Genomic DNA, 15,029 nt, shown 5'->3' with positions numbered 1-15,029 from the left:
TACATTCCAATGGAATATAGCGGTCAGTACTTGTGTTGGATTGTATTAGACGTTGGCCAGCGCTTCGGCGAGCTCGGTCTTTTTATTTCTACTTAAGGGAATAGATCTTCCGCTCACTTCAACATTCTTGCTGTTGAACTTCTCGATTTTCTCTAAGTTTACGATATATGATTTGTGGATTCTAAGAAACTTTTCGGCGGGCAATTGCTTTTCGAAAGATTTCATTGTCGATAGGATTACGATGTTCGCTTCGTCGGTTACCAATTTGATGTAATCGCCAAGTGCTTCGATCCATTTAATATCGTTCAGGATCACCTTTCTCTTCTTCAGGTTACTTTTTACGAAGATATGCTCTTCGTCTTCCTGTATTTTGTGCATTTGCTCATACTTCGCGACCGCACGACGAATAGAAGCTTCGAAGCGGGCCATTGTAATTGGCTTGTGCAAGTAATCCGTTACGTCATAATCGAATGCTTTAAGCGCGTAATCGGGCTTACCGGTGATTAAAATTACCTGTGGACTGTTGTCCAAAGACTCGAGTAGGTCGAATCCGTTGATAATAGGCATTTCAACGTCTAGGAAAATTAAGTCAATTTCATTGTTCTTGATGCCGTTCTTGGCCTCGATCGCGTTGCTGTACTCTGCTACCATAGCAAGGTTCGGGTGATTGTTCACCAGCTTCGCGACTGCCATTCGTTGCATGGACGAATCGTCTACGATAATACTTCTTAATTTCATAAGATGGGTCGATTTGTGGGGTTAAATCATCGGTAAAATACTAAAAAAACACGATTAACTACATTTTTTACTGTTAATGGATATGTCCGTTTAATGCGTTACAGATGACCATGGTTAAGATTTGGTTAAGTTCGATTTATGATTCTGTTCCATGTATAACGAAGAAAAAACGGTTTTCTTGTGAAGTATCGCAAATATTCCTATTTTTGCACTCCAAAATTTAAACTATAAATATGAACCATTACGAAACTGTTTTCATCTTGAATCCCGTGCTTTCTGATGACCAGATTGCGGAAACAGTAAAGAAATTCGAGGATTTCTTAACTAAAAATGGAGCCAAAATGGTCTCCAAGGAAAATTGGGGCCTGAAAAAATTGGCCTATGCTATCCAGCACAAAAAAAGTGGGTTTTACCACTTGTTCGAGTTTACCGCTCCCGGAGAGGTAATCAATCCTTATGAGCAGGAGTTCAAAAGGGAAGAGCGTGTCATGCGATTCTTGACCGTGAAATTAGACAAGCACGCTATTGCGTGGGCAGAAAAAAGAAGAACAAGGTTAAAAACCAAAGCATAAAGGATATGGCAACATTACAGCAACAGGCAAAAGGAAAGAAAGATGGGGAAATCAGATATCTGACCCCATTGAACATCGAAACGAACACCAAAAAGAAATACTGTCGTTTTAAGAAATCAGGTATTAAGTATATCGATTATAAAGACCCGGATTTCTTGATGAAATTGGTGAATGAGCAAGGTAAATTACTTCCCAGAAGACTTACAGGTACCTCATTGAAATATCAGAGAAAAGTAGCCCAGGCCGTCAAACGCTCACGCCACATCGCATTAATGCCCTACGTTGGCGATTTATTAAAATAAAACAGAAGCATCATGGAATTGATATTGAAACAAGACGTAGAGCATTTAGGCTTTAAAGATGATGTTGTAAAAGTGAAGAACGGATTCGGTAGAAACTATCTTATCCCAAGGGGTATGGCCACAATGGCGACACCATCAGCCAAGAAAGTTCTGGAAGAGAATTTAAGACAACGTGCCCACAAAGAGAAGAAAATCGTTGACGGAGCTACGAAAACCGCTGAGGCTTTGAAAACATTGGACATCAAAATTTCCGCAAAGGCGGGTGCAGGTGATAAATTATTCGGTTCGGTAACCAATATGGACTTGGCAGCAGCTTTGGAAAAAGAAGGTCATGAAATCGAAAAGAAATTCATCAGTATTCAAGGAGGTAGCGTCAAGCGAACCGGACCTTACAATGCCCAAATCAGATTGCATAGGGATGTAGTCGTTGATTTGGCTTTTGAAGTGGTCGCGTCGAAAAGCTAGATTTCTTTTAAGGTAAAATTCTAAGCTCTTCTGCCAACAGGTAGAAGGGCTTTTTTAATGAGATAGCCTTCTCTGGTGGCTCTGAGAACGGGTTTTCGATTTAGCACTTCCATCGTTCACGTATCATAATACCTCTTTTTCACGATTTGGTTTGATGTGCCATATAAATTTCGATTTCGGTGGCCGTCAGGGTGAAGAAAGTACGTCCCTATCCATAAACTGTTATTCCGTCAATTTTTAGCCACGCTCCCTTTTTTGAATTACGACGAGAAGCGATTTTAGATGTTCACTGTTAGCAAAAACAGCAAAGCGGTTGATAAGTTCAAGAGTTATGCGTGCATAGCGCTTTTTTTATCGATTAAATTTACAATTCAATCAAACACATCTATTATGAAAGCGAAACCCTATCTTATTTTAATTCTTTTTTTGTGTGGCCTTTCAGCAATGGCACAGGTCACTACAGCGAACATACGCGGTACAGTGGCAGATGACCAAGGGCCTTTGCTTGGGGCGAATGTAGTCGCCGTTCATACGCCAACGGGCACAACATATGGTGCCATTAGTAATGAAGACGGTCGTTTTAATCTGTTGAACCTTCGTGTAGGCGGCCCCTATGAGGTAACCATATCCTATATCGGTTTCAAGGAACAGAAACAAAGCGATATCTTCTTGTCCCTTGGGCAAACCTTTAATATTGATGCGACACTTATTTCCGAAAGCCAGGCTTTGGATGAAGTTGTTGTCATATCGGATCAGAGCGGTACTTTCGGTAGTGATCGAACGGGCGCCGAGACTAGCGTTGGTCGTCGCGAACTGACCAGGCTTCCAACGATTTCAAGGTCTACCAATGATTTTACCCGCTTGGAACCTACAGCCACCTCCGATGGTTCTTTTGGCGGTCGTAATGACCAATACAATAATTTTTCGTTGGACGGAGCCATCTTCAATAATCCGTTTGGTCTTGACGCAGCGCAACCTGGCGGACAAACGAACGCTACCCCGATATCGATTGATGCCATAGAACAAATACAGGTAACCACGGCGCCTTACGATGTTACACAATCCGGTTTTACAGGGGCTTCGGTAAATGCGGTCACCAAGAGTGGAACCAATGAATTTAGAGGAACTGTCTACGGGTTTTTTAGAAACGACGATCTAACAGGAGGAAAGATAAACGGTGACGATATTTTCAAGACCGGTTTGGAACAAAAACAATACGGTATAAGTATTGGCGGACCGATTATCAAGAACAAGCTCTTTTTCTTCGCGAATTTTGAAAGTGACGATCTTACCGATTCCGGAACGGATGGGTTGGTGCCGAATACGGGAACAGGGGCAGCCAATGAAACACGGGTGCTGGAGTCTGATTTTCAATTGGTAGATAATCTGTTGCGGCAGGTAGTCATCGGTCAAGACGGTCAGGGGAACGATATTTTCTACAATCCGGGACGTTTTAAAGATTTTAATTACGATAGCAAATCGACCAAGGGCATATTAAAACTGGATTGGAATATTAATGATAAGAATCGATTCGCTATCATCTATAACTGGTTGAACGCCTCCAGAGAGCAACCGGCCAACCGAAATGCCATTGCATTCAGAGGCCCGAATGCCTCTGTGTTGCAGTTTGAAAATGCGGGCTATGAAATCAACAATAATATCAGTTCCATTCAAATGGAGTTGAATTCTACGCTGACCGATGAAGTGGTGAACAAACTACAAGTCGGCTATACGCATTTCGACGATTTTAGGAATCCGTTTTCCTCACCGGCCCCGAGCATACAGATTTTAGACGCGACAGGATCCTCTAGCTATATTATCGCCGGTCACGAACCATTTTCCATAAACAATGAGCTGGACCAAAAGGTCTTACAGATAACCAATAATATGAACATTTTTAAGGGGAACCATACCTACACGGTCGGTTTTTCTTTCGAGAAGTTTCAGTTCGACAATTCATTTAACCTTGGAGCTTATGGGGCTCAGGGTGTTTTCTTTCCCACTACTACGATTACCGATTTCCCGGAGTTTGCCAGTTCAGGGCAATTGCAAAGCGCTTTCGACGCGGCTATCGCCAGTAACCGAGCTTTGGAAGAAAATGGAACCGGAAACCCGGGCGGCTGGTCGCTCGCTGAAACCAATGTCGGTCAAATGTCCTTTTATGCGCAGGACGACTGGAACGTTGCCGAAAATTTCAAGCTAACCTATGGGGTTCGTTTCGATAGACCACTGTATTTCGATACGAGGGAAAAAATTCGGGAGAATATAGAACGCAAAGGTGGTGCCAACGGCACCTATATTCCATCGATTGAATATACCGACCCCGATACGAACACGGCCATTTTTCTTGATTCGGAACGCTTACCGACCACAAAATGGCTGATTTCGCCGAGAGTTGGTTTTAACTGGGATATTAAAAATGATAAAACGCTTCAGCTTCGGGGAGGTTCCGGGCTGTTCACCGGTCGTTTTCCATTCGTTTGGTTGGGCAACCAAGTGCAAGGGGTAGATTTCTTTTTCTATCAATTGGTAGACCCGGATTACCAATGGCCACAAGTCTGGCGCACCAATCTAGGGCTCGACAAGAAGTTTGACAATGGGCTCGTACTTACAGCCGATGTTTCCTATACCAAGGATATCAATGCGGCCCATGTGCAGAATTATGGTTTGAGTGCACCTTCGGGAACTTTGGCAGGTCCTGATAATAGAGCAGTGTACACCAACGATGATAAGTCCCAAATTTTCGGCGGGCCGACAAGTGCATTCGTTTTTACGAATTCCGATCAAGGTAGAATCTTCAATGCTGCGGTAAAAGCTCAAAAAACATGGGAAAACGGATTTTTCGCGCAGTTGGCATACAGTTTCTTGGATGCGAAGGAAGTAAATAGTATCGATGCTGAAATTACGGGGGATGCCTTTGCCGGAAACGCTGTAGTCGGGAATGCCAATACGGATGTTTTATCTTTTTCAAGATACGGGAACAAGCATCGATTTGTAGGTGTCATTTCGAAGCAGTTCAAGACCGGAACAACGGTGTCGACTTTCTTTGAATATGCGCAAGGTGGCCGCTTCAATTATATTTATGGTGGGGATATCAACAATGATGGTTCCGGGATCAATGATTTGCTGTATGTGCCGACCTCCGGGGAGTTGAGCCAAATGAATTTTAGTGGAACTGGCCAAGCCGAAGCTTTTGAACAGTTTATTCAACAAGACGATTATCTTAGTGGTATTCGCGGCGAATACGCTGAACGCTATGCAGGCCTTTCGCCATGGAGGAGCAGCTGGGACGTTAAAATACTTCAGGACATCAAAATCAACGAAAAGAATAAATTTCAATTGAGTCTTGACGTTCTGAATGTGGGGAATTTGATCAACTCGAATTGGGGCGTGACCGAAAGGGTTTCCTTTGACCAAGTGCTAGGGGTAAGCGTCGACGAAAACAACGTGCCGACCTATACCTACGACGAAAATTTAGTGGATACGTTTACCGCGGATACTAGACTGTTGTCGAGATGGCGCGCGCAAGTTGGGGTTCGTTATATTTTCAATTAAAACTTTATACGCTTAATAACCGAAAAGAGTACTTAACTCAAATAAAGGCCGTGCGTTTCGTATGGCCTTTTTATTTTTGCAGCATGAAATATACACGGCTTACAAAACAGCAATTGGAAGAACTAAAGCAAGAGTTCATTAATTTTTTGGCAACGCAGTCCATTACCGGTGAGGAGTGGAAAAACCTAAAAGAAGACAAACCGGAAGTTGCGGAAGATGAAGTAGACGTGTTTAGCGACTTGGTATGGGAAGGAGTGCTCAATAAGATAGGCTATCTGGAGAATATATCGGCGCAGCACATGCATCTCTTTCATTGCACCGAAAAAGAAATGAAGCTGATTTCGGTAAAAGTGATGAACCCCGAAATTGATTTGACCACAACTACGGGTTTTAATTGGTTCAAGAAAAACTGGCAATCTGATTTTGTAGAATACCTAACGGCCTCTAAAGCGTATACAGAGGATAAAAACCTGGACAAGTTTAGTCTAATCCAACAAGGTGCGGTAATAACCAAGGGGGAATTGTACCAATGGTTTGAAAAAGTGATAGGCTCATAAGAGCTTCTCCCTTCAGACAAGGGGCGAATGATTTGTCCGCCCTGAGGCGGATAAAGACGGAGGGGTAGAAAGTCCGAACCTTAGACCAAAGCACCGAACCTCTGATAATTGCACCGATAGTCCCGGGAAAACTCCAAACGAAACATCCTAAGCCCTTGTAGGGCAACCAAGTGAAAACTATATTTGCAACACAATAGAACCAAATGGCCCAAAAACCGAGTATTCCCAAAGGAACACGTGATTTCTCACCTTCGGAAGTCAGTAAGCGCAATTATATTTTTGATGTCATCAGAAAGCATTTTCACACTTTCGGTTTTCAGCCCATTGAAACCCCATCCTTTGAAAACTCCGAAACCTTACTTGGTAAGTATGGCGATGAAGGCGACCGCCTTATTTTTAAAATTTTGAATTCAGGGGATTTTATCAGTAAGGTCGACGATGTTACCTACAGTTCCAAGAACTCGAATACTATAGCACCCAAGATTACCGAAAAAGCATTGCGATATGATCTTACCGTACCCTTTGCCCGGTATGTGGTCATGCACCAAAATGAAATCGATTTTCCGTTCAAGCGCTATCAAATACAGCCGGTATGGCGTGCAGATAGGCCCCAGAAGGGAAGGTTTAGGGAGTTTTTTCAGTGTGATGCCGATGTAGTGGGTTCCACTTCGCTATTGCAGGAAGTGGAGTTGGTGCAATTGTACGATGCCGTTTTCACGGATTTAAAATTACCTGGTGTCAACATCAAGCTTAACAATAGAAAAATCTTGGCGGGTATTGCCGAGGTCATTGGAGCAAAGCACCTATTGGTCGATTTTACGGTTGCGTTGGACAAATTGGATAAAATCGGGAAAGAAGGGGTTATAAAGGAAATGCTAAGCAAGGGAATCACGGAATCCGCGATTGAGAAAGCGAGTCCCTTGTTTACCATGTCAGGCAGTAATGGGGATCAATTAAATACACTGAAAAAATTGCTTGTCGATTCGGAAGAAGGTAGTCGAGGAGTCGAGGAACTTGAATTCATCTTGAGAAGTATCGCCGAATTGGGATTGCAGTCGGCAAAACTTTCTATAGACGTTACCCTAGCTCGAGGCTTAAATTACTACACCGGAGCTATTTTTGAGGTTTCCGCACCTGAAGGTGTACAAATGGGGTCCATTGGTGGAGGTGGTCGTTATGATGACCTAACCGGAATTTTTGGCCTTAAAGATGTCAGTGGCGTTGGGATTTCCTTTGGTCTAGACCGCATTTATCTGGTACTGGATGAATTGAATCTGTTTCCGGAAGCTATAGGCCAATCGTTACAGGTGCTTTGCGTGAATTTTGGCGAACAGGAGGCTATGGCTTCCTTAAAATTGGTAACCCAACTCCGAAAGGCCGGTGTTACCGCAGATGTATATCCTTCCGATACGAAGATGCAAAAGCAAATGAAATATGCGAACAATCGCGACATCCCGTTTGTTATCTTAATTGGTGGAAAGGAACTGGAAAACCAGTCTTTTGTGGTGAAGGACATGAAAAAGGGAGACCAAACGACGTATCGCTTCGATCAGCTTGAGGAGTTTATCGCATCCTTAGGCTAACACTCTTATTTCTTCAAAAATCTTGTAGTTCCTCCTCTCGGCTTAGGTAAGGCACTCGCGTATTTTCGAAAGTACTGCGCGGTAATAGTCCGATGCGTGCGGGACATATCTTTCAGGAATTTGCCCATCTAGTACATCGGTCGAAAAATCATCAAGTGAAATCAGGGCCAACTCTTCAACTTCAGATGCTTGGGGTCGCAATTTTTTAAAGGGTGCGAACAATTCACAGAGAAATGTATGGTGAAACTCACAGTCGATCGAGCCATTATCGTGTTTTTGAATGGATTTGAAGACACCTGTTTTTTGCAAATCGTGCAAGCCGACCGAAAGACCAATTTCCTCTTCGATTTCCCTGAGGGCAGCTGTTTCAATCTGTTCACCGGCGCTCACATGGCCAGCTACCGAAACATCCCAGAGTAGGGGGTGGGTGTTTTTGTCTTTGCCTCTTTGTTGCAGTAATACCTGCCCATCCGCAGTATAGAACCAGATATGAACCGTTGCGTGAAAAAGTCCATCGCGGTGCGCGAGGGATTTTATAGCGGTCGAACCCGTGAAATTTCCGTTGGCGTCCAGAATGTCCAATAATTCATCCATACAACTAAAAAAGCCCTCCTTTTTGGGGAGGGTTAAGGTTGGCTAACTAGTCGAAATAGCTAAATGTTTCTCCAGATTTTACCGTAAGCAGGGTTTCGTAAATCAGTCGGATGACATTCTCCACGTCATCGCGGTGCACGGTTTCCACGGTGGTATGCATGTAGCGAAGGGGCAACGAAATCAATGCCGAGGCCACACCGCTATTGCTATAGGCAAAAGCATCCGTATCGGTTCCTGTCGACCTAGAAGCGGCCATACGTTGAAATGGAATTTTCTTTTTTTCAGCAGTCTCAATAATACGTTCCCTTAGTTTGTTCTGTACTGCGGGAGCGTAGGAAATTACCGGTCCGGCACCGATTTCCGTATCACCTTGCACTTTTTTCTCAATCATCGGAGTTGTGGTGTCGTGGCACACATCGGTCACGATAGCGACATTGGGTTGTATCTTCTCAGCGATCATCTGCGCCCCACGAAGGCCGATTTCTTCTTGTACCGAGTTCGTGATATACAGGCCGAAGGGCAGTTTCTTCTTATTCTCTTTTAAAAGTCTGGCGACTTCGGCCACCATAAAGCCACCAACCCGATTATCTATGGCACGACACACGAATTTGTCTTTGTTCAATACATGAAACTCGTCGGGATAGGTAATGACGCAACCCACGTGCACTCCCATTTCCTCTACACCTTTTTTATCCTTGGCACCTACATCAATGAAAATATTGTCCAATTTTGGTGGTTCCTCCTTCCCGCTTTTACGGGTATGGATTGCCGGCCAGCCGAAAACACCCTTTACGATTCCATTTTTCGTATGGATGTTGACCCATTTGGAAGGCGCTATCTGGTGATCACTTCCACCATTTCGAATGACATAGATCAAACCATTGTCGGTAATGTAGTTTACATACCAGGAAATCTCATCGGAATGCCCCTCGATAACCACTTTGTATTCTGCCTCGGGATTGATGACGCCTACGGCAGTACCGTAAGTGTCGGTGATAAATGTATCGACATATGGCTTTAGATACTCCATCCACAACTTTTGTCCTTCCCACTCATAGCCTGTAGGTGCGGCATTGTTCAAGTATTTTTCGAAAAAATCGAGGGACTTTTTGGTAATGATTTTCTTTTGGGCCATATATTCCGGTTTTAGCTACAAACTTAGTAATATTCACTATTCTTTAATAATAAGCATGGGTATTAATCGTTAATTTTGGCAAGGCTTTTGCCTAATATGCTTACATGAGGAAAAGGATTTTAGTTTTCGGCTTTTTGTTTCTATGCTTTCTTGGGATGTCTCAGGTCGAGGAACAACAAATGGACTCCGTTACAGAGAAGAAAATCATCATCGAGGGCGATTCGATTATCCGTAACTCCATAGATTTGGGCGAGGTGTATGTATTCAGCAAATTGAAGTTTTCCGACTACGACTCAAAACTTCGCTATTATATTCTAAGGCGCAAGACCATCAAGGTTTTTCCTTATGCTAAAATGGCCGCTGATCGTCTAACGGAATTGAATGACAGTATTACGAAAATCAAGAAAAATAGACATCGGAAGCGCTACACTAAGGAGGTCCAGAAGTTTATCGAGGAAGAATTTTCTGCTGAATTGAAAAAACTGACCCGTACCGAGGGTCAGATTCTCGTAAAATTGATTCATCGTCAAACGGGTACTACCGCCTTTGATTTGGTGAAGGAACTGCGCAGTGGCTGGAGGGCCTTTTGGTACAATACGACGGCCAAAATGTTCGATATCAGTATTAAAGAAGAGTTTCATCCGGAGAGCGTACATGAAGATTACCTCATAGAAGATATTCTTCAACGGGCCTTTGCTGCAAGCCGTTTGGAAAGACAAAGCAGCGCCCTGAGCTTTGATTATGCAACTTTAAGCAATAAATGGGCCCCAAAAGAAGATAAAAAAAAATAGGCCTACTTCTTTTTCTTTTTACCGAAGAAGGCATCAATAATCGTTTTGATGCTCACAAAACCCATTACAATCGCGGCTAGAGCCAGGATACATCCTAGCACCAAGACAGGAATGTAAAGCGGATGCTCTTGGTTTTTAAAGGCTTGATAGACCGCAAAAGGCGCCGTGAACATCAAGATAACGGTGTAGGATAAAAATCGTATCCCCTTGATGAGTAAGTCGCGGTCTGTTCGCATTACCTTGTTTCCCATACATTCAAAAGTAAACCTTATATTTCAAATGACATTATACCGTAAAGATGAAAAATACCGCATTACGTGTGCTGTTATTACCCGATAAGTTTAAGGGCTCATTATCTGCCGAAGGCGTCATTGCTGCTCTAGGTAAGGGAATATATTCGGTTTTTCCGGAAGTCGACATACATTCGGTCATCGTTTCGGATGGGGGTGATGGGTTTCTTGATTCAATCCATAAGAAATTGGGTTGCGATCAGATTTTCATGGTGACGGAGGACCCTTTGGGGAGAAAAATCAATGCAGCTTACCTTTGGGATGCACATCGCAAAACGGCCTATGTTGAAATGGCCAAAGCAGCCGGACTCGAATTGTTGGCCGAAGATGAACGCCATGTAATGAAAACATCCAGTTACGGCACCGGTCTACAAATCAAGGATGCCATCGAGAAAGGGGCGGAAAGCATCTACGTAGGTTTGGGAGGTAGCGCTACAAACGACGGCGGCATCGGAATTGCAGGAGCGCTAGGTTTCGAGTTTCGGGATTCCAGGGGAAATCGATTGGCGCCTACAAGTGGAAATTTAACTAAAATCTCGCACATCAAAAGGTCTGCGGATGCCGTTTCCCTTGAAAAAACGGCCATTTTTGCCGTCAATGATGTAGCCAATCCATTGTATGGGAAAAAAGGAGCTGCATATACTTATGGAAAGCAAAAGGGAGCGTCCGCCCAGCAGATAGTATTGCTGGACAAAGGTTTAAAGCGACTGTCAAAATTGGTTCGGGAACAGCTATTCAAGAACGCTGCAGCTATTTCGGGGGCAGGAGCTGCCGGTGGGGCGGCGTACGGACTGAAAGTATTTCTCAATGCCGAATTTATTCCGGGTACCGAGTTTCTGTTCAAGATAACCGAATTGGAAATGCTATTGGCTTCCAAAACATTTGACTATATCATCACCGGGGAAGGGAAGTTGGACGAACAGACCGCAAACGGAAAATTGATAAAAGGGGTTGTCCAGCTAGGAAGGGCATATAATATTCCTGTAATCGCGGTCTGCGGAAAGTCGGAATTAGGGAAGGAGCAGTATACGCCCATGGGCTTGGACCAAGTACTGGAAATACACAAAAAAAACATGACATTGGATTATAGCATGCGGCATGCCAGTGAGTTGATCGAAAATCAAGTGGCCACTTATTTTAGGTCAATCTCGGCTAATTGAAGAATATTTATTCGACGGTAATCGATCTGGTAAAGGTCTGCGATATGGCAAAATATCCCAAGGCAAAGTTATCGGTGCTATCTATCCCCTCTAAGGATCCAATATTTTCGACCGCCGCGGCATCTTCAATCGTAGCGATATTTGCATCGGTTACATTTATGATATTCCCTCGTACTGTAGCCGAGGGCGTTTGGAAAGGTCCGGCGCTGCCCCCATCCGCTTGGGCGATAACTTGGTTCATATAGTTGTAAAATTGCATGTCTACCCCCAGAATACTAATATCCAGGTCCATACCCGGTGTGACGGCGTCATCATAGAAATAGGAAAACTCAAAGCGCTGTCCTGGATAAAATACATCTTCGGTTACTAAATACTCATTAAAATCCAAATCAAAGAGGTAATAATCCATTCTGTCGGGAGTATCTATGAATGAGACGATGATTTCGGTCTCATCGCCGCCGAAAAGATTGTCTTCCCCTTGTACCAGTTCATCTATATCGGTGGTGGGTACAAAGGCGGTACTTGCAAGATAACGCTGCCCTTGATGCCTGATGAACAAACGCAGCTCGCCTTCTGAAAAGAATACTGTATTCTTGGTGCCCTCGTAAACTCCGGGGGCAACTTCGGACAGTTGCAATATGCTGGAATCATTTGCGTCTGTTGGTTCGTAATCGAGATTTATCAATGCAATCTCTTCTAAATCAGCGGCCTGTAATTCGTCGAAAAAACCACTTGTAATTCCCGCGTTCACCCTAACGGTTTGTAGGCTCTGAGCGGCATCGATTCTAAAAAGCGCATCGATGGTCAGGCGTGGGTCGTCAATTGGAACATCAACATCAATAACATCCTCACATCCTAAGAGCACGCCAACCGCAAGTATCATAAAGCATAGCTTCCTCATCGTTTAAAATTTAAAATTATAGGTAACTGCAGGAACGACTCCAAAAATAGAAGTACGTATTGCCTCGTTCGATCCAGTATCCTGATTACGTCTAAAATTGATAGATGCCGCATTCCTTCTGTTATACACATTGTATACGCTAAATACCCATTCCCCTTTAAAATTGCGGCCTTTGTTTTTTCTGGGCGTTAAGGTCGCGGCAATATCAACGCGATGATAAGCCGGTAGTCGCTCCGTATTTCTAGCACCGTAAAAGGGCACTACCAGGCCTTGAAATTCAAACTGCCCAACAGGGTAATTGGTGGGTTGTCCGGTCTGGAAAACAAAGTTCGTATTAAAAGACCATTTGTCATTTAGGTCATAACTACCATATAATGAAAGATCATGCGGTTTGTCATACGGCGTATTGTACCACTCCCCAAAGTTGATCCCGGTTTCCAAGGGCGTTCTTCCGGGAGTCTGTTGTTCCGATTTGGAAAGCGTATAGGCCAACCAACCCTGGAACTTGCCCGTGTTTTTACGGAGCAGAAATTCAAGACCGTAGGCACGTGCTTTCCCGTTGAGAATCACTTGTTCTATGGCATCATTCGCAATAAGATTGGCTCCATCTATATAATCGATGCGGTTCTGGATATCCTTATAAAAAACCTCGCTCTCAAAGGAATACTCCCCGTTTTTGATATTCTTGAAAAATCCTAAGGCATATTGATCTAACAATTGCGGTTTGGTGAATGGGCCGCTGGGCGTCCATACATCCAATGGGGTGGGGGAGCTGGTGTTCGACAGTAAATGTAGGTATTGCGCCAATCGGGTATAGCTGGCTTTGATAGAACTGTTGTCATTTATAGCATATGAAAGTGAAATTCTCGGCTCGAGATTATTAAAGGTCGCGAGACTTTCATTGCGACCTGGGTTGGCGATTTCAACGGGCGTTCCCTCACTGTACACTAACGATAATGGGTCGAAAAAAACAGGATTGTCATCTTCATAAACGTTGATTTCATCCTGTCCCAAGCGAATGAAATTACTGTAACGCAGGCCATAACCTAAACTCAGATTTGGGGTAATATCATGTTCAACGTCGATGTAAGCGGCAAATTCGTTTGCATATTTTTGAATAAGCTGATCCTCGATAATTCCCGATTCGGAATTGCTAGGTTCTATTTTTCCAGGATTGAATTGGTAGTAAACGTTATTGATGCCATAATTTACCTGCAGTTTGTCATTGAGGTAATGTTTGAGGTCGTACTTGACATTGAAGTTTTGAATACCCGAATTCCAATTGAAACCTACGAAATCGAGCTCCAAGCCGTAGAAATAGTCCGAATAAATCAAGGAAAGATTGGAGAACAGTTTGTCCGAGAAGAGGTGGTTCCATCGAAAATTACCGGTTGCGTTGCCATAAGTGTTGACGAAACTTTCGCTTATCCCGAAAACATCACGTCCGAAATACCCTGATAAATAAATACTATTACGGTCATTGATATTGTAATTGAGCTTTGCATTCAAATCATAGAAATAGGCCGTATTCTCTTCCCCGGCCGCTTTTAAAAAGAGGTGGGCATAGGAACTTCTTCCACCAATTAGGAAGGCGGCCTTATCTTTTACGAGCGGACCTTCCAACAACAATCTACTAGCTACGACGCCAATACCGCCGTTGGCATGAAATTCCTTGCTATTGCCTTCCTTTTGGTAAATATCCAAAACGGATGATACACGACCACCATAGCGCGCTGGAATACCCCCTTTGTAGAGTTTGATATCCTTTATGGCATCTGGATTAAAGACCGAAAAGAAACCGAACAGGTGAGAGGAGTTAAAAATAATCGCCTCGTCTAGCAGAATTAAATTTTGGTCTACCGCACCGCCCCTAACGTTAAATCCGGAGGCGCCTTCTCCTGCGCTGGTAACACCTGGTAACAACAATATCGATTTGATGACATCTGCCTCCCCAAGAATAACAGGGATTTTTTTAATCGTTGCCGCCGAGAGCACATTTACGCTCATTTGTGGCGTCCGAACATCCATTTTTTCCGCATCTTCGGTCACGACAACCTCTTGCAATTGTTCCGCTTCCTCGACCAATTGAAAGTTGATTCTTTGATTTTCGATCAATGAAATTTCTTGAACAACATTTTTGAAGCCTAAATAATCAATTAATATTTTGTAGGTGCCTTCAGGAAGTGTAATGGAGTAAAACCCGTATTCGTTGGTAGTAACCCCCGTTTTTAGTTCGGGTACCGCTATGGTTACCCCAATAAGAGTTTCATTGCTGGACGCCTCGGAAACGGTTCCGCTAAGAGTGTATTTTTGTTGGGCGGTTGCAAGAAAAAAAGAAGTGGTGAAAAATAAAAGAAGTACCGATTTGCGTAGCGACATTCAATGC

At 43.5% G+C, this 15,029-nt stretch carries 14 protein-coding genes; 8 read left to right on the top strand and 6 right to left on the bottom strand.

Annotated elements, in window-relative coordinates; genetic code table 11:
• Positions 1–45: 45 nt before the first annotated feature.
• On the bottom strand, positions 46–738 hold the full coding sequence (locus FGM00_RS09370) for a LytR/AlgR family response regulator transcription factor (RefSeq protein WP_138852654.1): 693 nt from the start codon (positions 736–738) through the stop codon (positions 46–48).
• Positions 739–971: 233 nt separating this feature from the next.
• Here FGM00_RS09370 and rpsF point away from each other — a divergent pair, with 233 nt between their 5' ends.
• The 6 genes from rpsF (at position 972) to hisS (ending at position 7,772) form a co-directional block, all read left to right on the top strand.
• The gene (gene rpsF / locus FGM00_RS09365) at positions 972–1,310 is read left to right on the top strand and encodes a 30S ribosomal protein S6 (RefSeq protein WP_138852653.1); all 339 of its coding nucleotides are present in this window, start codon (positions 972–974) and stop codon (positions 1,308–1,310) included.
• A 5-nt stretch (positions 1,311–1,315) separates the two neighbouring features.
• Complete coding sequence (gene rpsR / locus FGM00_RS09360; protein ID WP_138852652.1) at positions 1,316–1,612, top strand: 30S ribosomal protein S18; 297 nt, start codon at positions 1,316–1,318, stop codon at positions 1,610–1,612.
• A gap of 12 nt (positions 1,613–1,624) precedes the next feature.
• Positions 1,625–2,077, top strand: coding sequence for a 50S ribosomal protein L9 (rplI, locus tag FGM00_RS09355; protein ID WP_138852651.1), 453 nt, complete (start codon positions 1,625–1,627; stop codon positions 2,075–2,077).
• Between the two features lie 390 nt (positions 2,078–2,467).
• Positions 2,468–5,632 carry a TonB-dependent receptor gene (locus FGM00_RS09350; RefSeq protein WP_138852650.1) on the top strand — a complete coding sequence of 1,055 codons (3,165 nt, stop codon included), beginning with the start codon at positions 2,468–2,470 and terminating at the stop codon, positions 5,630–5,632.
• 83 nt (positions 5,633–5,715) lie between these two features.
• The gene (locus FGM00_RS09345; protein WP_138852649.1) at positions 5,716–6,189 is read left to right on the top strand and encodes a DUF6495 family protein; all 474 of its coding nucleotides are present in this window, start codon (positions 5,716–5,718) and stop codon (positions 6,187–6,189) included.
• A gap of 203 nt (positions 6,190–6,392) precedes the next feature.
• Entirely contained in the window at positions 6,393–7,772 is a 1,380-nt protein-coding gene (gene hisS, locus FGM00_RS09340) for a histidine--tRNA ligase (protein WP_138852648.1), read from the top strand.
• 42 nt (positions 7,773–7,814) lie between these two features.
• On the opposite strand, the gene FGM00_RS09335 is transcribed toward hisS, so the two are convergent.
• Both FGM00_RS09335 and FGM00_RS09330 read right to left on the bottom strand, forming a co-directional pair.
• The gene (locus tag FGM00_RS09335; protein WP_138852647.1) at positions 7,815–8,366 is read right to left on the bottom strand and encodes an NUDIX hydrolase; all 552 of its coding nucleotides are present in this window, start codon (positions 8,364–8,366) and stop codon (positions 7,815–7,817) included.
• A 46-nt stretch (positions 8,367–8,412) separates the two neighbouring features.
• A complete protein-coding gene (locus FGM00_RS09330) occupies positions 8,413–9,501 on the bottom strand; it encodes a M42 family metallopeptidase (RefSeq protein ID WP_138852646.1) in 1,089 nt (362 codons plus the stop codon).
• 104 nt (positions 9,502–9,605) lie between these two features.
• Between FGM00_RS09330 and FGM00_RS09325 the strand changes: the two genes are divergently transcribed.
• Positions 9,606–10,292, top strand: coding sequence for a DUF4294 domain-containing protein (locus tag FGM00_RS09325; protein WP_236262986.1), 687 nt, complete (start codon positions 9,606–9,608; stop codon positions 10,290–10,292).
• Positions 10,293–10,294: 2 nt separating this feature from the next.
• Here FGM00_RS09325 and FGM00_RS09320 read toward each other — a convergent pair whose 3' ends face one another.
• Complete coding sequence (locus FGM00_RS09320) at positions 10,295–10,543, bottom strand: DUF6095 family protein (protein WP_236262984.1); 249 nt, start codon at positions 10,541–10,543, stop codon at positions 10,295–10,297.
• A gap of 47 nt (positions 10,544–10,590) precedes the next feature.
• Here FGM00_RS09320 and FGM00_RS09315 point away from each other — a divergent pair, with 47 nt between their 5' ends.
• A complete protein-coding gene (locus FGM00_RS09315; protein ID WP_138852645.1) occupies positions 10,591–11,742 on the top strand; it encodes a glycerate kinase in 1,152 nt (383 codons plus the stop codon).
• Between the two features lie 7 nt (positions 11,743–11,749).
• On the opposite strand, the gene FGM00_RS09310 is transcribed toward FGM00_RS09315, so the two are convergent.
• Both FGM00_RS09310 and FGM00_RS09305 read right to left on the bottom strand, forming a co-directional pair.
• Entirely contained in the window at positions 11,750–12,643 is an 894-nt protein-coding gene (locus FGM00_RS09310) for a DUF4249 family protein (RefSeq protein WP_138852644.1), read from the bottom strand.
• A 3-nt stretch (positions 12,644–12,646) separates the two neighbouring features.
• Positions 12,647–15,022: a TonB-dependent receptor gene (locus FGM00_RS09305; RefSeq protein ID WP_138852643.1), complete on the bottom strand. Its 2,376-nt coding sequence runs from the start codon at positions 15,020–15,022 to the stop codon at positions 12,647–12,649.
• Positions 15,023–15,029 lie beyond the last annotated feature (7 nt).

Source organism: Aggregatimonas sangjinii (assembly GCF_005943945.1).
GTDB lineage: Bacteria > Bacteroidota > Bacteroidia > Flavobacteriales > Flavobacteriaceae > Pelagihabitans > Pelagihabitans sangjinii.
The sequence above is the reverse complement of the archived record's forward strand: the minus strand, read 5'-3'. Positions and strand labels throughout refer to the sequence as shown.